Source organism: Actinomadura sp. NPDC000600 (assembly GCF_040492135.1).
In the GTDB taxonomy this organism is placed as follows: Bacteria; Actinomycetota; Actinomycetes; order Streptosporangiales; family Streptosporangiaceae; genus Spirillospora.
The window spans coordinates 42,377-65,234 of the sequence record NZ_JBEUPD010000006.1 but is presented as its reverse complement, the minus strand read 5'-3'; the positions used below and the strand labels follow the sequence as shown (position 1 = coordinate 65,234).

At 72.4% G+C, this 22,858-nt stretch carries 21 protein-coding genes; 11 read left to right on the top strand and 10 right to left on the bottom strand.

The window, feature by feature from the left end; translation table 11 throughout:
• Position 1: 1 nt before the first annotated feature.
• Positions 2-535, bottom strand: coding sequence for a MarR family winged helix-turn-helix transcriptional regulator (locus ABWI07_RS11040; RefSeq protein ID WP_149260337.1), 534 nt, complete (start codon positions 533-535; stop codon positions 2-4).
• A 179-nt stretch (positions 536-714) separates the two neighbouring features.
• On the opposite strand from ABWI07_RS11040, the gene ABWI07_RS11035 reads away from it, so the two are divergent.
• Positions 715-2,448, top strand: coding sequence for a pyruvate dehydrogenase (locus ABWI07_RS11035; protein ID WP_149260336.1), 1,734 nt, complete (start codon positions 715-717; stop codon positions 2,446-2,448).
• A gap of 10 nt (positions 2,449-2,458) precedes the next feature.
• Here ABWI07_RS11035 and ABWI07_RS11030 read toward each other — a convergent pair whose 3' ends face one another.
• The gene (locus ABWI07_RS11030; protein WP_149260335.1) at positions 2,459-3,043 is read right to left on the bottom strand and encodes a TetR/AcrR family transcriptional regulator; all 585 of its coding nucleotides are present in this window, start codon (positions 3,041-3,043) and stop codon (positions 2,459-2,461) included.
• 148 nt (positions 3,044-3,191) lie between these two features.
• Here ABWI07_RS11030 and ABWI07_RS11025 point away from each other — a divergent pair, with 148 nt between their 5' ends.
• Together ABWI07_RS11025 and ABWI07_RS11020 are read left to right on the top strand one after the other, a co-directional pair.
• Positions 3,192-4,760, top strand: coding sequence for an MDR family MFS transporter (locus ABWI07_RS11025; protein WP_149260334.1), 1,569 nt, complete (start codon positions 3,192-3,194; stop codon positions 4,758-4,760).
• Positions 4,761-4,857: 97 nt separating this feature from the next.
• Entirely contained in the window at positions 4,858-6,552 is a 1,695-nt protein-coding gene (locus ABWI07_RS11020; RefSeq protein WP_353818458.1) for an AMP-binding protein, read from the top strand.
• Positions 6,553-6,974: 422 nt separating this feature from the next.
• On the opposite strand, the gene ABWI07_RS11015 is transcribed toward ABWI07_RS11020, so the two are convergent.
• A complete protein-coding gene (locus ABWI07_RS11015; RefSeq protein ID WP_235036915.1) occupies positions 6,975-7,382 on the bottom strand; it encodes an ATP-binding protein in 408 nt (135 codons plus the stop codon).
• Positions 7,383-7,670: 288 nt separating this feature from the next.
• Between ABWI07_RS11015 and ABWI07_RS11010 the strand changes: the two genes are divergently transcribed.
• Positions 7,671-9,176: a hypothetical protein gene (locus ABWI07_RS11010; RefSeq protein ID WP_353818457.1), complete on the top strand. Its 1,506-nt coding sequence runs from the start codon at positions 7,671-7,673 to the stop codon at positions 9,174-9,176.
• A 25-nt stretch (positions 9,177-9,201) separates the two neighbouring features.
• Complete coding sequence (locus ABWI07_RS11005; protein ID WP_353818456.1) at positions 9,202-10,092, top strand: SCO6745 family protein; 891 nt, start codon at positions 9,202-9,204, stop codon at positions 10,090-10,092.
• Position 10,093: 1 nt separating this feature from the next.
• On the opposite strand, the gene ABWI07_RS11000 is transcribed toward ABWI07_RS11005, so the two are convergent.
• The 3 genes from ABWI07_RS11000 to ABWI07_RS10990 form a co-directional block, all read right to left on the bottom strand.
• Entirely contained in the window at positions 10,094-10,720 is a 627-nt protein-coding gene (locus ABWI07_RS11000; protein WP_353818455.1) for a DUF4232 domain-containing protein, read from the bottom strand.
• Between the two features lie 7 nt (positions 10,721-10,727).
• On the bottom strand, positions 10,728-11,597 hold the full coding sequence (locus ABWI07_RS10995) for a PucR family transcriptional regulator (RefSeq protein WP_353818454.1): 870 nt from the start codon (positions 11,595-11,597) through the stop codon (positions 10,728-10,730).
• A 282-nt stretch (positions 11,598-11,879) separates the two neighbouring features.
• Positions 11,880-13,043 carry a serine hydrolase domain-containing protein gene (locus tag ABWI07_RS10990; RefSeq protein WP_353818453.1) on the bottom strand — a complete coding sequence of 388 codons (1,164 nt, stop codon included), beginning with the start codon at positions 13,041-13,043 and terminating at the stop codon, positions 11,880-11,882.
• A 167-nt stretch (positions 13,044-13,210) separates the two neighbouring features.
• Here ABWI07_RS10990 and ABWI07_RS10985 point away from each other — a divergent pair, with 167 nt between their 5' ends.
• Both ABWI07_RS10985 and ABWI07_RS10980 read left to right on the top strand, forming a co-directional pair.
• Positions 13,211-14,788, top strand: coding sequence for a flavin-containing monooxygenase (locus tag ABWI07_RS10985; protein ID WP_353818452.1), 1,578 nt, complete (start codon positions 13,211-13,213; stop codon positions 14,786-14,788).
• Positions 14,785-15,624, top strand: coding sequence for a metal-dependent hydrolase (locus ABWI07_RS10980; RefSeq protein ID WP_353818451.1), 840 nt, complete (start codon positions 14,785-14,787; stop codon positions 15,622-15,624). The genes ABWI07_RS10985 and ABWI07_RS10980 overlap by 4 nt, the downstream gene beginning before the upstream one ends.
• Positions 15,625-15,730: 106 nt before the next feature.
• Here ABWI07_RS10980 and ABWI07_RS10975 read toward each other — a convergent pair whose 3' ends face one another.
• The 3 genes from ABWI07_RS10975 to ABWI07_RS10965 form a co-directional block, all read right to left on the bottom strand.
• The gene (locus tag ABWI07_RS10975; protein ID WP_149260325.1) at positions 15,731-16,120 is read right to left on the bottom strand and encodes an SSI family serine proteinase inhibitor; all 390 of its coding nucleotides are present in this window, start codon (positions 16,118-16,120) and stop codon (positions 15,731-15,733) included.
• Between the two features lie 9 nt (positions 16,121-16,129).
• Positions 16,130-17,791 (bottom strand): amino acid adenylation domain-containing protein, encoded by a 1,662-nt coding sequence (locus ABWI07_RS10970; RefSeq protein WP_353818450.1) that lies wholly within the window; start codon positions 17,789-17,791, stop codon positions 16,130-16,132.
• Positions 17,792-17,933: 142 nt separating this feature from the next.
• A complete protein-coding gene (locus tag ABWI07_RS10965) occupies positions 17,934-18,824 on the bottom strand; it encodes an aldo/keto reductase family oxidoreductase (RefSeq protein ID WP_353818449.1) in 891 nt (296 codons plus the stop codon).
• Between the two features lie 144 nt (positions 18,825-18,968).
• On the opposite strand from ABWI07_RS10965, the gene ABWI07_RS10960 reads away from it, so the two are divergent.
• The 4 genes from ABWI07_RS10960 to ABWI07_RS10945 all read left to right on the top strand — a co-directional run bounded on the left by ABWI07_RS10960 (position 18,969) and on the right by ABWI07_RS10945 (position 22,174).
• The gene (locus ABWI07_RS10960; protein ID WP_502912815.1) at positions 18,969-19,406 is read left to right on the top strand and encodes a winged helix-turn-helix transcriptional regulator; all 438 of its coding nucleotides are present in this window, start codon (positions 18,969-18,971) and stop codon (positions 19,404-19,406) included.
• A gap of 300 nt (positions 19,407-19,706) precedes the next feature.
• Positions 19,707-20,366 (top strand): CAP domain-containing protein, encoded by a 660-nt coding sequence (locus ABWI07_RS10955; RefSeq protein WP_353818448.1) that lies wholly within the window; start codon positions 19,707-19,709, stop codon positions 20,364-20,366.
• Between the two features lie 241 nt (positions 20,367-20,607).
• Positions 20,608-21,153, top strand: coding sequence for a dihydrofolate reductase family protein (locus ABWI07_RS10950; protein ID WP_149260320.1), 546 nt, complete (start codon positions 20,608-20,610; stop codon positions 21,151-21,153).
• A 130-nt stretch (positions 21,154-21,283) separates the two neighbouring features.
• Positions 21,284-22,174: an alpha/beta fold hydrolase gene (locus ABWI07_RS10945; RefSeq protein WP_353818447.1), complete on the top strand. Its 891-nt coding sequence runs from the start codon at positions 21,284-21,286 to the stop codon at positions 22,172-22,174.
• Here ABWI07_RS10945 and ABWI07_RS10940 read toward each other — a convergent pair.
• On the bottom strand, positions 22,163-22,852 hold the full coding sequence (locus tag ABWI07_RS10940) for an NAD(P)H-dependent oxidoreductase (RefSeq protein ID WP_353818446.1): 690 nt from the start codon (positions 22,850-22,852) through the stop codon (positions 22,163-22,165). The two genes, ABWI07_RS10945 and ABWI07_RS10940, sit on opposite strands and share 12 nt — an antisense overlap.
• Positions 22,853-22,858 lie beyond the last annotated feature (6 nt).

Here is a 22,858-nt window from a genome sequence, read left to right as displayed (position 1 = left end):
ATCAGCTCCGCTCGCGGACGTCGAACGACCCCCGGCCCGCGATGAGCTTGTCCAGCAGCATGATGAGCATCCGCTGCTCGGTCTCGGTCAGGACGTCCGCCCACTGCCGCTCGCGCTCGTTCTGCCCGGCGAAGATCTCCAGCATGGCGCGCTCGCCCCGCTCGGTCAGCGACAGGATCACCGACCGGCCGTCCCGCTCGCCCGGGGTGCGCGCCAGCATCCCGTCCGCGACGAGCGTCTTGCTCAGGTTGGACACCGCGGCCCTGCTCATCCCGGCCAGCGTGGCGGCCCGGCCGGGCTCCAGCGGCCCGGCGAGCCAGGTCACGAACAGCAGCCGGAACGCCGACCAGGAGTGGCCGCGCGGCCGGTGCACCGTGGACTCCAGGTCGTAGGTGACGATCGCCGAGGCGCGGTTCAGCGTCAGCAGCAGCCGCGTCGCCAGCCGGTGCCGGAACCCGAACTCCTCCGAGAGCCGCCGCCCCGCGAGCTCGACGAACGACCAGAAGTCCAGCTCCGCCGCGTCATCCGCGCTCATCCGCCGCCGTCCCGTCGAACTAGTTTACAGATTGACTATTTAACCCCTGTGGGGCGCGGGTGTCAGCCGTGGTGCCGTGTGGATCGTCCCGGTGTTGGACGGGTCCGGTGTCGGCGGGGAGCCATCGGGCATTGCAGAGCGGGGGAGACGTAGCGCGGACTCAGCGGGGGGAGAGGCGCATGGCGACCGTCGCCGACCAGTTCATCGAGGTGCTGCGGCAGGCCGGTGTCCGGCGGGTCTACGGGGTGGTGGGCGACAGCCTCAACCCGGTCGTGGACGCCGTGCGGCGGACGCGCGGCATCGACTGGGTGCACGTCCGCAACGAGGAGGCGGGCGCTTTCGCGGCGGCGGCCGAGGCGCAGACGACGGGACGGCTCGCCGTGTGCGCGGGCAGCTGCGGTCCCGGCAACACCCACCTCATCCAGGGCCTCTACGACGCGCACCGGTCGGGCGCGCCGGTGCTCGCGCTGGCGTCGCAGATCCCCAGCGTGCAGATCGGCAGCGGGTACTTCCAGGAGACGCACCCCGAGCGGCTGTTCGTCGACTGCAGCCACTTCTGCGAGCCGATCGTCACCCCGGAGCAGATGCCGCGCATCCTGCGGACGGCGATCCAGCACGCGATCGGGCTCGGCGGCGTCTCCGTGCTGACGCTGCCCGGGGACGTCGCGGGCCGCGACACGGCCGCACCCACCGGCGAGCACGACTTCCTCGTCCGCAAGGGGGTCGTCCGGCCGCCGTCCGACCAGGTGGAGCAGCTCGCCGGCGCGCTGAACCGGGCGCGGAAGGTGATGCTGTTCTGCGGCTCGGGCGTCCGGGACGCGCACGCCGAGGTGATCGAGCTGGCGCACCGGCTGCTCTCCCCGGTCGGCCACGCGCTGCGCGGCAAGGAGTGGATCCAGTACGACAACCCGTTCGACGTGGGCATGAGCGGCCTGCTCGGCTACGGCGCCTGCTACGAGGCGATGCAGGAGGCCGACCTCGTCCTCCTGCTCGGCACCGACTTCCCGTACGACCCGTTCCTGCCGGGCAAGAACACGATCCAGGTGGACGACGACCCGTCCAAGCCGGGGCGCCGCACCCCGCTCGACCTCGCGGTCCACGGGGACGTCGGGGAGACGATCCGGCTCGTCCTGGACAAGGTCGAGCAGAAGCGCGACCAGTCCTACCTGGACGAGATGCTGCACCGGCACGCGCGGGCGCTGGAGAACGTCGTCTCCGCCTACACGCGCGACATCGACCGGCACATCCCGATCCATCCCGAATACGTGGCCGGTGTCCTGGACGACCTCGCCGACGACGACGCGATCTTCACCGTGGACACCGGGATGTGCAATGTCTGGGCCGCCCGCTACATCACCCCCAACGGGCGGCGGCGCGTGATGGGCTCGTTCGTGCACGGCTCCATGGCCAACGCGCTCCCGCACGCCATCGGCGCCCAGTTCGGCGCGCCCGGACGCCAGGTCGTCTCCATCTCCGGCGACGGCGGCCTCGGCATGCTGCTCGGCGAGCTGCTCACGGTGAAGCTGCACCGCGTCCCTGTGAAGATCATCCTGTTCGACAACGCGTCGCTCGGCATGGTGAAGCTGGAGATGATGGTGGACGGCCTGCCGTCCTACGAGACCGACCACGAGCCCGTCGACTACGCCGCTATCGCCGAGGCGGCCGGCATCGAGTCGGCGCGGGTGGAGCGCCCGTCCGACGTCCGCACCGTGATGGAGCACGCGCTCGCCGCGCCCGGCCCCTACCTGGTGGACGTCGTCACCGACCCGAACGCCCTGTCCATCCCGCCGCACATCACGCCGCAGCAGGTGAAGGGCTTCGCGCTGTCGGCCGGCAAGACCGTCCTCACCGGCGGCGTCGGCAGGATGCTCGACCTGGCGCGCAGCAACCTGCGCAACATCCCCCGCCCCTGACGGGCGGGGCTCAGCGGAACTCGCGGCCCATCTCGGTGAGGGTCTCGCCCGCGACCTCGGCGAGGGAGCGGACGGACTGCTCCTCGATCCAGGTCTGGGCCGCGATGCGCAGCGTGGTCATGAACGCGCCGGCCATGACGCGGGCGCGCAGCGGGGGCAGGCCGTCGCGGGACGCGATCAGGTCGGCCAGGGAGCGTTCGAACTCGGCGTAGTGGGCGAGCTGCCGGCCGAGGACGGACGGGTGCTTGCGGGCGAGGCGCGTCTGCGCGGCCCAGCGGGGGTCGAGCTCGCCGGCGTCCGCGTACAGGGCGTTCATCGAGGTCCGCAGCGCCGTCCAGGACGACTCGTCCGGAGGGCGGGACGCGAAGGTCTCCAGGATGGCGCGCATCCGCTGCTCGTCGCCGTAGAGGAGGGCGTCCTCCTTGCCGGCGAAGTAGTTGGAGAAGGTGCGCCGGGAGACGCCCGCCGCGTCGGCGATGGCCTCGACGGTGACCTCGTCGAGGCCGTGCTCGACGGCGAGGCGCACCGCGGCCTCGTGCAGGGCGCGGCGCGTCGCCTCCTTCTTGCGCTCGCGCAGCCCGCCGGTGGTCTCCATGGTCGCCCCAGCCTATCGGGCAAAAAGATGCCCAGCGCGTAAATTTGCCCAGTGGGAATAAAGTGCCCGGGCCGAGGGTTGACCCCCTCGTTCCCACTTCACCCGGAGGCGTTCCTTGACCGAGCAGGTCCCAGCGAGATCGGCCCCGATGTCGCACCGCCAGATCCTCGAAGCGCTCAGCGGCCTGCTGCTGGTGCTGTTCGTGGCGATGCTGAGCAGCACCGTCGTGTCCACCGCGCTGCCGCAGATCATCGGCGCGCTCAAGGGCAGCCAGTCGCAGTACACCTGGGTCGTCACCGCGACGCTGCTGGTCTCGACCGCCAGCACCCCGATCTGGGGCAAGCTGGCCGACCTCTACGACAAGAAGGTGCTGCTCCAGGCGGGCGTCACCATCTTCATCCTCGCGTCGGTCGCCTCCGGGTTCGCGCAGAGCACCGGGCAGCTCATCGCGTTCCGCGCGGTGCAGGGCCTCGGCGTCGGCGCGCTGCAGATCCTCGTCCAGATCATCATGGCGGCGATGATCAGCCCCCGGGACCGCGGCCGCTACTACGGCTACCTCGGCGGCGTGATGGCCGTCGCCACGGTCGGCGGGCCGCTGCTCGGCGGGCTCATCGTCGACTCCGCGCTCGGCTGGCGCTGGTGCTTCTTCATCGGCGTGCCGTTCGCGGTCGTGGCGTTCGGGCTGCTGCAGAAGACCCTGCGGCTCCCGGTCGTCCGGCGCCCGGACGTGAAGATCGACTACCTGGGCGCGACGCTCGTCGCCGCCGGGGTCAGCGTGCTGCTGATCTGGGTCACCTTCGTCGGCGAGAACTTCGCCTGGCTGTCGTGGCAGACGGGCGCGATGGCGGGCTCCGGCGTCGTGCTGCTCGCGGTCGCGATGCGGGTCGAGTCCCGCGCGGCGGAGCCGATCGTCCCGCTGGACATCGTGGCGCGCCGCAACACCGCGCTCGCGATCACCGCCAGCCTCGCCGTCGGCATGGCGATGTTCGGCGGCGCCGTCTTCCTCGGCCAGTACTTCCAGATCGGGCGCGGCTACAGCCCGACCAAGGCGGGCCTGCTGACGTTCCCGATGATGCTCGGCGTGTTCGGCGCGTCCACCGTGGCCGGGCGCCTCGCCAGCAGGACCGGCAAGGTCAAGCCCTACATCCTCGTCGGGACGCTCGTGCTGACCGCCGGGTTCGGCCTGCTGGCCACAATCGACCACCAGACCTCGCTCGTCTTCATCGGCGCCGCGATGTTCCTGGTCGGCGCCGGGGTCGGCATGACGATGCAGAACCTCGTCCTCGTCGTGCAGAACTCGGTGCACCTGCACGAGATCGGCGCCGCGAGCGGGACGGTCACGTTCTTCCGCTCCCTCGGCGGGACGGTCGGCGTCTCGGTGCTCGGCGCGGTCCTCGCCAACCAGGTCGCGGACCGGATCGCCGACGGGCTGCGCAGGCTCGGGGTGAACCCGGGCTCGGGCGGCGGCGACGCGGGCACTCTCGACGTCCGTGCGCTGCCCGCGCCCGTCCAGGAGGTCGTCCGGGCCGCCTACGGCGACGCGACCGGCCACATCTTCCTGATCTCGGCGGCCATCGCGGTCGTCGGCATCGTCGCGGCGGCGTTCCTCAAGCCGGTGACCCTGCGCGACAGCCTCGACCTCTCGGCCCCTGCCGAACCCGCTGAGCAGGACGTCCCCGTGGTCGCCGCCGAGGGCCGCGCCTTGTCAGGTTCCTGACAAAAGCCCGGCCGAAGAGCTGGGTCAAGTCAGCAGAGGACGAAAGCCGCCATCCGTACGGTCGGTGTAACCGAACCCCGTACCCCGGAGGCGGCAGATGAGCGGACGATCGGAGTCCGGACGCCGCACGGCGCCGGCCGACCAGAATGAGCCGGCCGACCAGAATGAGCCGGCCGACCGGAAGGATCCGGTCTCGCGGGTGACGCCGGTCGGGCGGGTGGTGTCGGTCGCGCGGGCGGGCGGCATGTTCGCCCGCAGCGGGCTGTGGCGCCCCGGCCCGCCGCTGAAGGTCGCCCGCCAGCTCGGCGCCCTGCACCGCTGGGGCACCCTGCTCGGCGGGACGCTCGCCTCCGCCGCCGCCCGCGACCCCGGCGCCGTCGCGATCGTCGACGACGCCGGGGAGCTGACCTACGGCGAGGTCGACGCCCGCACCGACCGGCTCGCCGCCGCCCTCGGGGACTCCGGCGCCGCGGCCGCACCCCGCGTCGCCGTCCTGTGCCGCAACCACCGCGGCATGGTGGAGGCGCTGGTCGCGTGCAGCAAGCGCGGCTCCGACCTCGTCCTGCTCAACACGGGCATGAGCACCGAGCAGCTCGTGACCGTGCTGCGGCAGCAGGAGGTCGAAGTCGTGATCGCCGACGCGGAGTTCACCGGCTTCATCGCGGCGGTGCCGAAGACCGTGCGCGTCATCACCGCGGGCGGGACGGCCTCGGAGCTGGAGAACCTCATCGTCACCTCGCCCGCCGCGCCGATCGAGCCCCCGGCCAGGGCGGGCCGGACGATCGTGCTCAGCTCCGGCACGACCGGCCGCCCCAAGGGCGCCGACCGGCACTCGCGTCCCGGCCTGTCGCCGCTGACGTCGATCCTGTCCCGCATCCCCTACCGGGTGCACGAGCGGATGTTCATCGAGGCACCGCTGTTCCACACCTGGGGCTACGCGATGCTCCAGGTCGCCATCTCGCTCCGCGCCACGATCATCCTGCGGACCCGGTTCGACCCGGAGCAGACGCTCCGCACGATCGACCTCACCCGCACGAGCGCCCTGGTCGCCGTCCCGGTCATGCTTCAGCGCGTCCTGGACGTGCCGGAGGCCGTCCGCCGCAAGTACGACACGTCCTCGATGCGGATCGCGGCCGTCAGCGGCTCCGCGCTGCCCGCGACGCTCGCCACGGCCTTCATGGACGAGTTCGGCGACGTCCTCTACAACCTGTACGGGTCGACGGAGGCGTCCTGGGTGACCATCGCCACGCCCGCCGACCTGCGCGCCTGCCCCGACACTGCGGGCACGCCGCCGCCGGGGACGCGGGTCGCGGTCCTGGACGAGGCGGGCGACCCCGTCCCGCCCGGCACCACGGGCCGGATCTTCGCCGCGAACGAGCTGCTGTTCGCCGGCTACACCAGCGGCGACGCCAAGGAGATGCGGGACGGCCTCATGAGCCTCGGCGACGTCGGCCACCTCGACGACCGCGGCCGGCTGTTCGTGCACGGCCGCGACGACGACATGATCGTCTCGGGCGGCGAGAACGTCTTCCCCGGCGCGATCGAGGAGGTGCTGGAGAAGCTGCCGCAGGTGCGGGAGGTCGCGGTGGTCGGCGTCCCGGACGAGGAGTTCGGCCAGCGCGCCGCCGCCTTCGTCGTCCTGCGCGAGGGCGAGACCCTGGACGCCGACACCGTCCGCACCCACGTCCGCGACCACCTGGCCCGCTTCGCGGTCCCACGCGACGTCCACTTCCTGGAAGCCCTACCCCGCAACCCCACCGGCAAGGTCCTACGCCGCGCCCTCCCCACCTAACAGGCCACAACCCGCGGCGGTCGCAGTCACCCGCCGACGGGCAGGTTCACACGTCAGTGGCGGCGTCTCGCGCGGGGACGCACGTCAGTGGCGGGGTCGCACGCCAGCGGGCGGAGTCGCATGCCGACTGGCAAGTCCGCACGTCGGTGGCGGGCCACACGCCGAAGGGCAGCGGCGCCAGCCCGGGGGCGGGGCACACGTCAGTGCGGGGGCACACGCCGACGGGCGCGGTCGCACGTCAGGCGCGGTCGCACGTCAGGCGGGGTCAACCGCCGGTGGGTGGGCCACACGTCAGCGGCGGGCGATGCGCTGTTGTGCGGGGCCGCACATCAGCGGGTGATCGCACGCCGGTGGCGGAGTCACACGCCGGTGGGCGGGGGGGCACGTCAGCGGGCGGGGCGGGTGTCAGGTGCGGGGGCGGGTCATATGTCGGCGGCGGGGCGGTGGGTGTCGACTACGAACCAGAGGCGGGTGCGGCGGGGGGACTGCTCCAGGGCCCACTCGTCGGCGAGCGCGTCGATGACGGTGAGGCCGCGGCCGTGGTCGAGGCGGGGCGGCTCGCTCGGGTCGGCCGCGGCGGGGCCGTCGTCGGACACCTCGACGCGGAGCCGCCTGCCGTCGGTCGCGATCGTCACGCTGATGAGCCCGGATCCGTGCAGGATGGCGTTGGCCACGCCCTCGGCGGTCATCAGCTCGACGTCGTCGAGGAGCGCCTCGTCCGCGAGGACCTTCGCGGCGCGCTCGCGGACGGCGCAGCGGGCCCGCCGGCCGCCGTCGCCCTCCCCGGTGAAGCCGATCGGTTCACCGAGCCGTTCCATCCCCTCGGTCACTGCATCACCAACTCGGTTTAGGAAGCGCACAGCAATCATTCACCTGCGCTTAGTGACCGGGCAACGCAATGGACGCATTGATCTTGGCCTTTCCGGGACAGGGCGACCTTAGGTGGCGGAGCCTACGGCAGGAGTCGCCGCTCCAGCCCCACATCATGAAAAACATCTCCATCGCGTTGGGCACTACTCACCCGGGCGTACAAAACCCGCTACTTCTCCGTCGTCCAGGGAGGATCACCGCAGACCTTCCCCATGTCACCCTGGGGCTCCACCCCTGGGAGGTGCGCCATGCACGCGGTCTTCCTCGCCTGCGCAGCGCAGGCCGTCTACATCGTCGCGTACGTCCTTTTCAAGACGGCCATGGGGCGGGTGAGCCCGGTCTCGGGCCGGCACCCCCTGCACACCGCCGGACGGTTGGCGCGCAGCCCGCGCTGGCTCGCCGGGCTCCTGGTGCTCATGGCGGGCTTCGGGCTCTCGGCCACCGCGCTGGTCAGCCTGCCCGTCGCGGCGACGCTGCCCGCCTACGGGCTCGGGCTCGTCCTGCTGCTGGCCGTCGGGATGAGCGGGTTCGGCGAGCGGCCCACCACGCGCGAGTGGCTCGCCGTCCTCATCACCGTCGCCGCGATGGTCACCGCGGCGCTGTCGGTGCTGCCGGGCCACGGCGGGGAGGCGCCGGACCGCGCCGGCGAGGCCGCCGCCGCGCTGCCGCTCTGGAAGGCCGCGCTGGTGTTCGTGCCGTCGCTGGCCGTCCCGCTGTGGATGTTCAGCGTCCGCGACCGCCCGGTCGGCGGCCGGCACGCGCGGCCGCTGACGGGCATCGCCTACGGGCTCGGCGCGGGCGTCCTGCTCGGCGCCACGGAGGTCTTCGGCGAGGGCATGGCGATGATGCTCGCCGCGGGCCGGGGGGCGGACGTGCCGCTCTCACCGCACCCCTACCTGTTCCTGCTCGCGGGCGTGCTCGGCGTCGGACTGCTGTCGATCGGCCTTCAGCGCTGCCGCCTCACCGTCATCGTCACCGTCGTCACGGTCACCGCGAAGACGCACCTGCTGCTGTCGGCCACGCTGCTGTACGCGGAGCCGTGGCCGCGCGAGTCCGGACCGTTCTGGCTCCGGGCCGCGGGCGTCGGGCTGGCCGTGCTGGCGCTGCTGGCGTTCCCCCGCCACGAGCGCCGGACCGCGTCCACCTCCCCGGACCAGACCTCCCACCACGAGACGGCCGGCGACCGGACGCCCCGCGACCGGACGCCCCGCGGCCAAACGTCCCGGGAGTGGGCCTCCAGCGCTCAGGCGTCCCGCGGCCAGGCGTCCCGCGCTCAGACGTCCCGGGACCAGACGCCCCGCGACCGGTCGTTCCGGGCCCGGGACTCCCGCGACCAGGCGTCTCGGGACCGGACGTCCTGGGGGTGGGCCTCCCGCGATTCCGGCGAGCCGCGCGAAGTGCCGCCGGTCCTGCCGACCAGGTCACACCCCCCGTCGCTTCCCGTGTCGCCGGTACCCGGGTCCCGGCCGGGCGGGACGCCCCCGTCCCGGCTCAGCGCGCCGCCCAGGGGATGGCCGGTCACACCGGACCCCGCGCGGAACCGGGAGAGCGAGCCGGGCGGCGCCCGACCGAGCGATGTCGATCCAGGCGGCACCGAGCAGGACAGCGCCAATCCGACCAGTACCAGTACCAATCCGGGCGGCGCCTGTCCAAGCGGTGCCTACGCGAGCGGTGTCCGTCCGACCGGCGTCCATGGGGGCGATGCCGAGCCGGGCAATGTCAATCTAGTCAATGTCAAGATACAGTGGGGGTGACGACTCCGAGAGAGAGGACCGCGTGATGGCGGACGACCCCGGCCTCGCACGGCGGATGTGGCACCAGCTCGAACCCCTGCACGCCCTGTTCTGGTACTCGCCGGAGGTCTTCACCGAGGCGGAGGCGCTCGGCTACGACGTGCGGACCCGCTGGCCGAGCTACTTCGCATGGCGCGCCGCACCGCTCGGTGCCGCGGGTGCGCACGCGGTGTCGGCCGCCTTCTACAGCTTCAGCCCGCGCATGGTGGCCGAGCACGTCCCCGCCGCCTGGGCGGTCGCCCCGCCCGGCCGCGTTCTGGAGGCCCGCATGCGCGCCGTCGACCGCATGTACCGGGCGCTGCTCGGCGACGGCATCGACGGCATCGGCGGCGCGGACCTCGCCGAGGCCGCCGAGCTGGCCCGCGCCGCCGCCGAGGCCGCGAGCACCGCCGGACGCCCGATCGCCGCCGCCAACGCCGACCTGCCCTGGCCGGACGAGCCGCATCTCGTGCTGTGGCACGCCATCGGCGTCCTGCGCGAGCAGCGTGGGGACGGGCACGTGGCCGCGCTGCTCGCCCACGGGCTCGATCCGGTCGAGGCGCTGGTGTCCTTCGCCGCCGTCGGGGCCGCGTCCGTGGAGACGTTCGCGAGCCGCGGCTGGACCGGCGATGAGTGGGCCGCCGCCCGCGACCGCCTCGCGTCCCGCGGCCTCGTCGACGCGGACGGCGCCGCGACCGCCCGGGGACGCGAGCTGCGCGACGACGTCGAGCGGACGACCGACGACCTCGCCTACGAGCCGTGGCGGACGCTCGGCGCGGCCAAGGCCGACCGGCTGGGGCAGCTCACGATGCCGATCCTGGTGAAGGTGCTGGAGACCGGGCTGATGCCCGCGCAGAACACGCTCGGCATCGGCAAGGTCGGGGCGCCGCCCCGCTGAGTCAGGCGGTCGAGAGGCGCCAGGCGGTCTCCTCCAGGCGTCCCGTGTTGCCGAGGTCGATCGGCCCGTAGGCCGGGACGATCACGACGGGCCGCCCCGGCGCCGGTCGGACTTCGAGGTACTTCCCGGCCACCGCCACCGTGGTCGTCTCGGTGACCGTGTTGCGCCAGACGACCACGAACGCGGCCTTGCGGCCCGGACGGATCGTCAGCGGCTTCGGTCCGGCGTCCTTGACCTGCCGCGTGCCGCGCACGACGGCCACGTCGAACGGCTGCCGGTGCTCGTCGAGGACGCGCAGGGACGGGTAGCCGTTCAGCCGGTACGGGCGGCTGCCGCAGTTGCGCAGCTCGATCCGCGCCGCGCGCAGGCCCATCGCGGCGTCCGGCTCGTTCATCGAGACGGCGATCCCCTCGGCCGTGCAGACCGGCGGGGGCGGCGACGGGCGCGGCGGCAGCGCCGAGGGCATGCCGGGAGGCGCCGTCGTCGCGGCGGCGGGTTCCGTGGCGGGCGCTCCGGCGGACCTCGCGCCGGGGACGGCGGCGGAGCCGCACGCGCCGAGGGCGAGCGACCCGAGGGCGGCGCCCGCGGCGCCGAGCAGGCGGACGGGGGTCCGCTTCGTGACGGTCACCCACAGATCATTTCAAAGGTCGCAGGCCGCGCGGGTCGGGATGCGCGCGATGCCCCGCCGCGGGACGGAACGCGGCCGGGGCGGGACGGCGCGACTCGAGGTGGGCGGCGCGGAGCGCGATCTCGATGCCGAACCGGGCCTCCGGATCGGCCAGCGCGTCCCCGAGGGTCTGCTCGATCCTGCGCATCCGGTACCGGACGGTCTGGGGGTGGATGTCCAACTGCTCGGCGATCTCGGCCGCGGTGCCGCGGGTGACGAGCCACGTCCGCAGCGTCTCGGTCAGGCGGTTCCGCCGGCCCGGGGGCATGCCGTCCAGGACGCCGAGGCGCCGCCGGGTCAGCTGCTCGACCAGCGCCGGATCGGACAGCAGCCACAGCGCCACGAGGTTCTCCTCGCACAGCGTCACCGGCCCGTCGAGGACGCCGTCGAGCGCGAGTCCGAGAGCCCGCCGCGCCCAGCGCAGCGAGTCCGGGGCCTGGGCTAGCGGCATGGCGAGGCCGACCGCGACCCGACGGCCCGGGAGCGCCTCGTCCAGCATGGCGCGGCGCCCGGACGTGAACGGCCCCGGCAGGAGCAGGTGCGGTTCCGGCCCCTCCGCCTCGGCGAGGACGTCCTCGTCCAGCGCCGTCCAGACGCGGTGGGCGCCCGGCTCGACGGCGACCAGCGTGACCTCGTCCGGCAGCGGCCACCGGGCCCGCTCGGCCGCCACCGCGAGAGCACCGAGGCCTGGCTGAGGGGCGGTGAGGAGGAGACGCAGCAGCCGCCTCCGACGTTCGTCCAGCTCGGCCCGCTGGGCGGACTCGGCCCGTTCGGCGAGCCGCGGCGGGATGCGCACGGGGCGGTCGGCGGGAACACCGGATGCGAGGGCTCTCTTCATCGGCGCGCCCTTGCGTTCATCGGTACACCCTCGGGTTCATCGCACACCTCCGTCTGCCCGGCTGTGCAGCGGGACGTCCTGACCGTACGCACGTCACACCCCCTTCGGCTGTAGGGCGGGGGCACAAAACCCGGCCGCCGCTGCTCACCTGCCTATAACCGGACACCCGCACCGAAGACGGTTCCTTGGGCGGCCTGCCGAGGAGCGGCCGCCCAAGGAACCGGAATCAGGCACAGGAAGCGGGCTCAGGGGCAGAAGGCGGGGTGAGGTGCAGAAGGCGAGTCAGGCGCAGAAGGCGGTGTCGGCGGCCTTGGCGAGGTCGGCCCGGAAGGTCTTGTCGTACTCCAGCTTGGACTCGTTGTAGGTGATGACCGCCTGGCTGCGCCCGTCCGCGCTGGTGTAGGTCCACGTCCGGTACCCGGGGAAGCCGCCGTCGTGGCCCCACGCGTAACCGCAGGAGAACTTGATGCGGGCGACGCCGAGTCCGTAGTCCTCCACGACGCCGTCGTCGTTGACCGGCCGGACGGTCCGCATCTCGCGCATCTGCTCCGCGGGCAGCAGCCTGCCGGTGAACAGGGCGCGGTTGAACCGGGCCACGTCGTCGACCGTGCTGACGAGCCCCCCGGACGTCCGCGCGCTGGACGGGCTGACCTGCGTGCTCACGTCCCCGAAGTCGTAGTAGTACCCGTGCACGTAGCGGCCGGGGAAGGAGGTCTCGGTCGTCGGGTAGTACGTGTGCCGCAGCCGCAGCGGCCCGAAGAGGCGCTGCTCGAACTCGGTGCCCACCGTCCGCCCGGTCGCCCTCTCGATGATCATTCCGGCCAGCATGTAGTTGGTGTTGGCGTAGTTCCAGCTCGTCCCGGGCGCGTACTGCGGCGGCTTCTCCATCGCGATCGCGATGAGCTCCTCGGGCCGCCAGGCCCGCGTGGGGTCGGTCATCACCCGCGGATCGGGCGTGTAGTCGTTGAGTCCGCTGGTCTGCGCGAGCAGCTGCCGAATGGTGATCTTCGTGCCGTCGTTGCCGTTGCCGGTCACGAGGCCCGGCAGCCACTCGTCCACGCTGTCGTCCAGGGACAACCGGTGCTCGGCGGCGAGCTGGAGGACGACCGTCGAGGTGAACGACTTGGTCACGCTCCCGGCCCGGAAGAGCAGCCGGTGGTCCATCGGGGCGCCGGTCGCCTTGTCCGACACCCCGGCGGTCACGTGCGAGACCCGCCCGCCGCGCCGCGTCATCACGATCACGCCGGGCGCGCCGTCGGCCACGAGCCGGTCGGCGGCGACCTGCACCTTCCGGTCGAGCCCGTGCGGGCCGCGGGACGGGGCGGCGTCGGCGGCCGGCGCGGCGACGAGGGCCGTCCCGGCGACCAGGGCGGTTCCGGCCGCCAGGGCCGTGGCCGAGACGAGCGAGGCGGTGATGGCCCGGCGGGGAGCGAAAGCGCGTGGCATGGATTCCTCCTGGAAGGTCGTCCGCTTGACGTGATCAAGACTTCCGTCCGCCCCGCCCGGCGGCACTGGGCCCAGAACCCGGGCCGGGGGTGTACCTGACGACACCTGGCGCGGTGGACTTGCGGAGGTATATTCGACGCGTGCTCCAATAGCGGGAGGTGCCCCCCATGCCGGACCCCGTGCCTGACGCTCTGCCCGCGTCCGCGCCTAACGCCGCCCCCGCGCCGGACGCCGAGGTCGCGATCATCGGGGCCGGGCTGAGCGGGATCGGGATGGGGATCGCGCTCCGGCGCGCCGGCATCGACGACTTCGTCATCCTGGAGCGCGCCGGGGACATAGGCGGAACGTGGCGCGACAACGTCTACCCCGGCATCGGCGTGGACGTGCCCGCGCAGGCCTACCAGTTCAGCTTCGCCCTCAACCCGCGCTGGAGCAGGGTGTTCGCGCCCGGCTCCGAGGTCAGGGAGTACATCGACGGGCTCGCCGACCGGTACGGCATGCGCCGCCACGTCCGCCTGCGCACCGAGGTCACCGAGCGCGTGTGGGACGAGGACGCCGCGCTCTGGCGGCTGCGCACGCCCGGCGGGGAGGTGACGGCACGCTTCGTGGTCAGCGCGATCGGCGCGTTCGTCGATCCCAAGCCGCCCGGCATCGCGGGCCTCGACGACTTCACGGGCACGGTGCTGCGCTCGTCCGCCTGGGACCACGGCTACGACCTGGCCGGCAAGCGGGTCGCGGTCATCGGGACGGGCGCGAGCGCCGTCCAGATCATCCCGGAGATCGCGCCGCGGACCGCGCGCCTCGACGTCTACCAGCGCACCCCCATCTGGGTGGGTCCGAAGCTGGACGCGCCCGTCCCGCGCCCGGTCCGCCGGCTGTTCCGGCGCGCCCCGCGCGTCCAGGACGCCGTGCGCCGGGCGGCCACGCGGGGCGTCGAGATGGTCCTCGTCGACCTGGTCGTCGGGCACGGCAGGAAGCCCTACCTCGCGCACGGCGGCGCGCGGCTCGCCCGTTCGCTCTGGTACCGGACGCAGGTCAAAGACCCCGAGACGCGCCGGAGGCTCACGCCCGGCTACGGACTCGGCTGCAAGCGCCCCTCCGTCTCCAACACCTACCTCAGGACCTTCAACCGGCCCGACGTCGCGCTGGTCACCGACGCCATCGACCGGGTCACCGCCACGGGCGTCCGCACCGTGGACGGCCGTGAGCGCGACGTGGACGCGATCGTCCTCGCGACGGGGTTCCACCTGGCCAGCGACCCCGAGGTCTACCGCCGGACGCCGGTCCGCGGCCGCGGCGGCTTCGACCTCGCGACCTTCTACGCGGAGAACCGGCTCGCGTCCTACGAGGGCATCAGCATCCCCGGCCTCCCCAACCACTTCATGATGTTCGGCCCGTACGGCTGGGTCGGCGGCACCTGGCACCAGCTCGTCGAGACGACCTCGGCCCACGTCGTCCGCGTGATCCAGGAGGCCCGCCGCCGGGGCGCGGTCTCGGTGGAGGTCCGTCCCGAACCGACCGAGCGCTGGACGAACCGCATGCGCGACCGGCTCGCCGGCTCGCTGTGGGCGACCAACGGCTGCGCCACCGCCAACAGCTACTACTTCGACCACCACGGCGACACGCCCTACCTGCGGCCGACGAGCGCCGCGCAGGCCGCGCACGCCGCACGCACGTTCCCGCTGGACGACTACGCCTACTCGGCACCCGACACATCCCCCGCGTCCGAGGAGAGGTCCGCATGACAGAGCGCGCCATCCAGACCCGCCGCGTCGCCTTCGACCACCCGAAGGGGTCCCTGCGCCACCACTACGTCGACGGCGACCTGGTCATGAGCCACCTCGTGGCCCTGCTGTCGGCGACGTTCCCGCCGGGCGAGGACTTCTTCGTCCGCTCGGTGCGGCACTACCGCGACCGCATCACCGACCCCGAACTCGCCGCGCAGGTGCGCGGCTTCATCGGGCAGGAGGTCGTCCACGGGCGCGAGCACGACCACCTCAACCGGACGCTCCGCGAGATGGGCTACCCCACCCACCGGATCTCCGCCGTCGTCAAGCGGGACCTCCGCCTGGCCGACCGGTTCCTGCCGCCGATCGTCCGCCTCGGCTTCACCGCCGGGCTGGAGCACTACACCGCGACCATGGCCGAGTGCCTGCTCTCCGACCCCCGCGCGCAGAGGCTGCTCGGCGACACCAGCGTCCGGTCGATCCTGCTGTGGCACGCGCTGGAGGAGTCGGAGCACAAGGCCGTCGCGTTCGACGTCTTCCGGCAGGTCGGCGGCACCGAGCGCACCCGGATCCGGACGATGCGGGTCATCAGCGCGGGGTTCCTGTTCCTCGTGGTCACCGGCACGTTCATCTCGCTGCTGGGCGACCCCGCGACCTACCGTCCCGGCCGCCTGCTCCGCAGCCTCGCCGCGCTGCGGCACTCGCCGTTCCTGAAGCGCGAGGTCATCCGGCGGCTGCGCGCCTACAACAAGCCCGGCTTCCACCCGGACGACTTCGACAGCACGGACCTGCTGGAACGCTGGCGCGAGGAGCTGTTCGGCGCCGATGGCACCCTCACCGCCAACCTCAAATGACACCGCCGACCTCGAAACACCGAGGTCCGGGACGCGGGGAGCAGGCCCAAGTCCCGGACGGCGGGTTCGCCAAGACGAGAGCGGGGAGCAGGGGAGCGGACGCGGGTCAGAAGTGGAAGACGTGGCCGCCGGTCTCGACGTTCGCGCAGGCGGCGTTGATGTAGCGCGCGCTGGTGGAGATGAACATTCCGCGCCACCGGCCCACCACGCTGGCGGTGACCGGGTCGTAGTACTGCGGGCAGGTGGCCCCCGGCACCCGGGGGATCTTCCGGAAGTCGCCGCCGGCCTTGATGAGGTCGGCGCAGGCCGCCTCGGCGTCCGGGTGGGTGCCGCCGGTCGGCTCGCACTCCAGCGTCACGGACTTGGCGGCGGGGCCCGTGCTGATGTCGGGGGCGATGCTCACGGTGAGCTGGGTGACCGCGGCGGCGTTCGCGGGGACGGCGAGGGCCGCCACCGTGCCGAAGGCCAGGGTGACCGCTCCTAATGCGGTGCGCATGACGTCTTGTCACGAGGGGTTGATGACCGTGCGGTCTCCGTCCGCCTCGTACGCCACGACCTGCACCACCGGCAGCCGGGCCGAAGCTCCGCCGCGCGGGCCCGGCACCATGAGCAGGGGCGTCCCGTCCGCCGTGTCCTCGTGGGAGCCCAGCTCGCCGACCGCCTTCAGCCGCGTGACGGCGGAGCCCGCCGCGGCCACCAGGTACCAGCGACGCGGCGACCGCCACCACACGGCGGCGGCCGTCGTCCCGGCGGGCGAGGAGTAGTCGCTGTTCGTCCCGCCCCTCCCGGACATCGCGCGCCCGCTGTCGGACATCAGCACCGAGCCGCCCGGGGCGCCCCACGGCGAGGACGCGTCCACCGTCAGCAGCGTCGCCCGGCCGCCCCCGTCGGGCAGCCCGCCGCTCCACAACCGGCCGAGCCGCAGGTCGCCGGATTCGCTCAGCGTCGCGGCACCTCCGCACGCGACCGCGTGCAGCGCCGCCCACCCGGACCGTCTCGCCTCCTCCGCCGGATCCCGGAACCGCACCCGAGGCGCCGAGGACCGCGGGTCGTTCGAGGCGAACTGCGTGACCGTCCGCGACCCGAACGCCATCTGGAACACCACGTAGTTCTGGCAGCGCGGCATGAACCAGTGCCACGGCAGCCGATCGCTCAGCCCGTCCCGGACCGCCACCGGCCGCCAGTCCGGAGCCCGCCCAGACGGCACCGCCGCGCGCACGTCCCGCAGCCATGGCGGGACGAGGTAACGCCACGTCATGCCCAGCATGATGAGCTGCCCCGCGTCCGTCTCCAGCTTGCGGACGGACTCCACACCGCGCGACAACCGCCGCTCGAAGTACTGCGCCACGCTGGGGGTGTCCCGAGGGCCGGGCGAGTCGCGCAGCACCACCAGGGCCGCGCCGTCCACCGTCCCGGCGTACAGGACGACGACGCGGCCGACCGGGGGATCACGGCGGTCGTCCTGCCACGCGTCGGCTGCCCGGCGCAGCAGCCCCTCGTCATGGAGCAGCCCGCCGTGAGCGGGCCACTCGTAGATGGTCGGCGTACCGGACACCCGCCACGCCCCCGGGTCGACCCTGCCGGGCTCGACGGAACCGCCCGGCCGTGCGATGACGGCCCCGGTGACCAGCAGCAACGCCGCCGCGAGCACGCCCGCCACGGCGGCATGCCGGACGGCCGGGCCGGCGAGCGGCGGCCGAAGCCGCACGAGGTCGGGCTCGAACGCCTCGATCTCGTCGCGCTGCGCCTCCTCGTCCAGCCCGGTCAGCTCGCCGACGAGGGCGGTGGCCCGGTCGACGTCCTGGAAGTCGACCGGGTGCTGGTCGCCCAGCTCCGCGACGACTTCGGGAGCGGTGAGGCCGTCCCGACGCAGCAGATAGAGGAGCCGCTCGCGCGGCGCCAGTTCCAGTAAGGCCTCCCGGACCGGCCCTCGCGGCGTCCGCGCGGGCTCGAAGAGGGGCCGATGCCCAGGGAGCCGTCCGGTGGGCGGGTCGTCGAGCAGAATCGTCACGAGCCGGGCCCGCATGGTCGGGTACTCGCCACGCCGTCCACGGACGGCCCTGGCGACGGCCCGGCGAGCCTGCCCGAGCGGATCGTTCCCGTCGTCCAGAACTAGGTAAGCGAGCCGCAAAAGGCGGCCGTAGTGCTCACGCTCCATCCGTCGCACCGCCCCTCTCCTACTCGCATTGTGCGCTCCAGCGGACGAAAACCAGATGCGTTCCGGAACGCGCGCCGGCGTCCGGCACCTACGCCTCCAGCAATGGGCCCTCCCAGCGCTGTCCTGGTGCCCTACGGGGCGGCGGTCCGGCTCAGTCCGTGGGAGTCGACCCGAGCCCGATGCCGTCCAGCTCGGTCAGGTCGTCATGGGAGAGGGAGAGTCCCGCGCCCGCGACGTTCTCGCGCAGGTGCGCCGTCGACGAGGTGCCGGGGATGAGCAGGATGTTCGCTGATCGCCGCAGCAGCCAGGCCAGTGCGACGGACATCGGCGTCGCCTCCGACCGGGCGGCGACCGCCGAGAGCGCCGAGGACTGGAGCGGGGTGAAGCCCCCGAGGGGGAAGAAGGGCACGTACGCGACGCCGTCAGTGGCGAGCCGGTCGATGAGCTCGTCGTCGTGGCGGTGGGCGAGGTTGTACATGTTCTGCACGCACACGATCGGCGCGATGCTCTGCGCCTCGGTGACCTGCTCCTCGGTGGCGTTGCTGACCCCGAGATGGCGGATCAGGCCCTCCTGCTGGAGTTCGACCAGCGTTCCGAACGCCTCGGCGAGCGAGCCGGGCCGGGGGCCTTCGGCGTTGCCGAGCCGGAGGTTGACCAGGTCGAGCACGTCGAGCCCGAGGGACTCCAGGTTGTCGTGGACCTGGCGCCGCAGGTCGTCGGGGCGCCGGGCCGGAGGCCAGCCGCCCTGTTCGTCGCGGGTCGCGCCCACCTTGGTCGCGATGTGCAGCGACTCGGGATAGGGGTGCAGCGCCTGGTGGATCAACTGGTTGGTGACCCGCGGTCCGTAAGCGGCGCTGGTGTCGATGTGAGTGATGCCGAGGTCGACCGCTTCGCGCAGAACGGCCAGGGCGGCATCGCGATCGGCGGGCGGCCCCATGACCCATGGACCGGCCAGTTGCATGGCGCCGTAGCCGAACCGGGTGACGGTCAGGTCGCCCAGAGTCCAGGTACCGCCGGGAAGAGAGAGGGAAGGGGTGCTCATCCTGTTGCCTTTCGTCGCGCACTTGAAGGGGGTGGCGTCGGCGGCGCCACCTGCATCAGTATTGGAGAGCTACTTCCCATCAGGAAGTAGGCACTCTGGAGTGCGTAACCCACCCGTCGGTGAGAGGTGCCATCAGTGACGACGATGAAGGCGGCACAGAAGAGGGATCAGGCCAAGGTCGAGTACAACGCGTTCCTGGCGGCATGCCCCAGCCGGAAGCTGCTCGACCGGATCTCGAACAAATGGGTGGTCCTGATCCTGTGTGCGCTGGGCGGCGACGACGGCGCCGGCCAGGCCGGTGCAGCACACGCGGACGCTCCGAAGGCGATGCGCTACTCCGAGATCTCTCGTCTTCTGGCCGGGGTCAGCCAGAAGATGCTGACCCAGACGCTGCGGTCGCTTGAGCGCGATGGTCTGCTGACCCGTACCGTGACGCCGACGGTCCCCGTCACCGTCTCCTACGAGCTGACCGACCTCGGACTCTCGCTGCACAACATGACGCGCGGGCTCCGAAGCTGGGCGCAGACGCACATGGACGAGGTCCAGGCGAACCGCGAGAACTACGACGCTCGCATCTCCTGACGACCGACCCGAGCCGCTCGCACGTCCTCCCAGGTGAAGCCTGATCTTCAGATTCCGGACGCGGTTTCTGTTATCCGTACAGGGCCCGAGGGTCTCCCAGGTGTCCGGCAATTCACCTGGAACCCATGAAGGCAGGCTTACGTGAGCGAGAGGAACAACACGGGGTCGAGACGGAGCCCCCGGACGCGCCGCGGGAGCTACGGACGGGCGCCGCGTCCGAGCGAACAGGCGCCGCGTCCGAGCGGACGGGCGTCGCGTCCGAGCGGCCGGTGGTGGGCCGCCATCGGAGCGAGCGCGAGCGTGCTCGCCCTGACCGGCGGGATCGCCTACGGCCTCACCGGCTCTTCTGACAGCCCGGCCGACTCCCGCCCGGTCGCCGACCACGCGGCACCCGCGCCCGCCTCGCCGTCCCCCGCCAAGACGAACGTGACGGCCGCCAAGCCCAAGGCCGCCAAGACGGCCAAGCGCTCGACCGTGGCGAAGAAGCCCGCGAAGCACACCACGAAGCGTCCGCCGAAGAAGAAGCGGCCGACCACGCAGGTGCCCCGTTCCACGGCACCCGGCGGCGGCAGCGGCGGCGGCACGCTCGCCCAGCAGGTCGTCTCCCTGACCAACGCCGAGCGCGCCAAGAACGGATGCGGCGCACTGACGGTCGACTCCCGGCTCCAGGCCGCCGCGCAGGGCCATTCGAACGACATGGTCGCCCGCAACTTCTTCGACCACACCAACCCCAGCGGCAAGAACCCCGGCGACCGGATAACCGCCGCCGGCTACCGCTGGTCCACCTACGGCGAGAACATCGCCTACGGCCAGCGGACCCCCGCCGCCGTGATGTCGGCGTGGATGAACAGCTCCGGCCATCGGGCCAACATCCTGAACTGCAAGTTCAAGAACATCGGCGTGGGCGTCACGCTCAAGGCCGGAACCCCCTACTGGACGCAGAACTTCGGCACCCGCTGAGGCACGCGGAGGCGCGGAGGCGTGCGCACCGGTCGGAGGCCGCCCGGGCGCGCGCCTCCTGTTGTCGGCGCTCGCACATGACGCCGCGGACAGCGGCCGTGGCCATCGCGCTCCACACATCGCACAGACCACCTCCCCTCAGCACCATGCGTCCGGCTCCATCCGCACGAGAGTGTCCGGGGCGTGTGGGATCGTTCCGGACGGACACATCCAGACCATCCATGCGAGCCCAGGAGCAGCGATGACAGGTCTCGTGCGCTGGCACATCACGATGTCGCTCGACGGATTCATCACCGGACCGGGTGAGTCGATGGACTTCGTCTCCGGGCACGCGGATCGGATGCCCGCCTCGGCGCGGGAGGTGGTCCGCACGACCGGGGCCCTGCTGGCCGGACGCAACTGGTACGACGTGGCGATGGAGCGCTACAACGGGCTCGACGGCGTCTACGGCGGGGCCTGGCGCGGGCCGGTGTTCGTCATGACGCACCGGTCCGCGCCGGAGGCCGCCGATCCGTCGATCACGTTCCTGGCCGGTGCGATCGAAACGGGCCTCGCCGCGGCGCGCGAGGCGGCCGACGGCCGCGACGTCGTGGTCTTCGGCGCGGACGTCGCCCGCCAATGCCTGAAGGCCGGACTGCTCGACGAGATCCTCGTGCACCTGGCCCCCGTCCTGCTCGGCGACGGCGTGCGCCTGGTCTCCGACCCAACGCTCCGAGTAGACCTTGAACGCACCGAACTCGGCGAGACGGGCGGGCTCACCGACCTCCGGTTCCGCGTGCTGAAGTGATCGCGGTGTCCACGCGCATCCGGTCACGGCGCGACGATCGCGGGATCGGGATCGGGAGTGGGCTGGAACGCCATCCGTCACGGAACGGATACAGTGAGCGATCCAATTTCAGTGGTCGCGGAGGGGTGCCATGTCCGAGCGGGTCGGCCGGTTCCTGTCTCCGGACGCGGAGCGGCGCTTCCGCGAGGCCTACTCGAAAGGAATGCGGCTCCTCCCGGAACCGGCCGGGGTCCACGACGTCGGTACGGCGTTCGGTGAGGTCCGCGTGTACCGGTTCGGGTCCGCGCCCGGCGTGCCGCTCGTCCTCCTGCACGGCACCAACGGGACGACGGTCTCCTGGGAGCCCAACATCGAGCCGCTCGCCCAGCGCCGCACCGTCTTCTCCGTCGACCTCCTGGGCGAAGCCGGGGCCAGCGTCCAGACGGCTCCCATACGGAACGCCGACGACCAGGCCGCTTGGCTTGACCAGACGCTGGAGGGCCTCGGCCTGGCCCGCGCCCATCTGGTCGGTGTCTCCATGGGCGGCTGGACGGCCTGCAACCTGGCCGTCTGGCGTCCTCAGCGGGTGGCTTCGGCGACGCTGCTCGATCCCATCAACACGCTCGCCCGCATGCCGCTCGGCCTGATCCTGCGCACGGTGCCCACCCTGATCCCGGGTTTGTCCCGGTGGGCGACGCCACGCTTCCTGCGTTACATCGACGGCCAGGGCACCGACCCGCTCGCGGAGCCGGTCGGCCGGGTCATCGACGCGGCGATGCGCGGGTACCGCAAGGCGACACCGCAACCCGCCCTGTTCAAGGACGACTCACTCCGCTCGCTGCCCATGCCGGTCCTCGCCGTCGTCGCCGGCCGCAGCGTCATCCACGATCCCGCGACCGCCCAGGAACGAGCCCGCCGATTGATCCCGCACGTCCAGGCGGAACTGTGGCCCGAAGCGACGCACGCCATCTCCGGCCAATGCGCCGACCGCGTCAACGAACGCGTCCTGCAGTTCACCGCTGAGGTCGACTCACACCAATGAGACGTCGCGTGACCGGGAATCCGTCGCGACACGCTTGACGGACTCTCTGACCACGTCCAACGCCGCCGCCCGTTCCTGGTCGTTCATGTGGGCCGCGCCGTAGGTGACCACCGGGTCGAGCACCTGGTAGCCGACGAACTCCAGCATTCCGCGGTGGATGTGGAACAGGAAGTCGTCCATCGGGCCGAAGGCGCCGCCAGGCCGGAACGACTCCCTGGACCCGCCGGTCGTGAACAGCAGCATCGCCCGCTTTCCGACGAGCGCCGCGTCCTCGAAGAGCCCGTGGTCCCCGCCGAAGACCGCGCCCATCACGAAGACCCGGTCCACCCATCCCTTGAGGATGGCGGGCAGCGAGAACCACCACATCGGGAACGACAACACCAGCAGGTCGGCGGCGAGCAACCGGTCAAGGTGCGCCTGGACGGCCGCGTCGAGCGTCCCGTCCCTGACCGCGCGCATCTGCTCGGCCTGCGGCTTGAAGTGGCCTTCCACCCCTGCGAACTCATCGCGGACGAGCGTCGGGGCCCATGCGTCGGCGTAGAGGTCGAGGACGTCGACCCGGTATCCGGCGTCGCGCAGGGCCTGCGCCGCGGTCGCCATCTGGGCGGAGGTGAACGAGGCGGGTTCGGGGTGCGCGTGGACGATCAGGGCACTGGGCGCGGCATCAGGAGTCGACATGAGGAG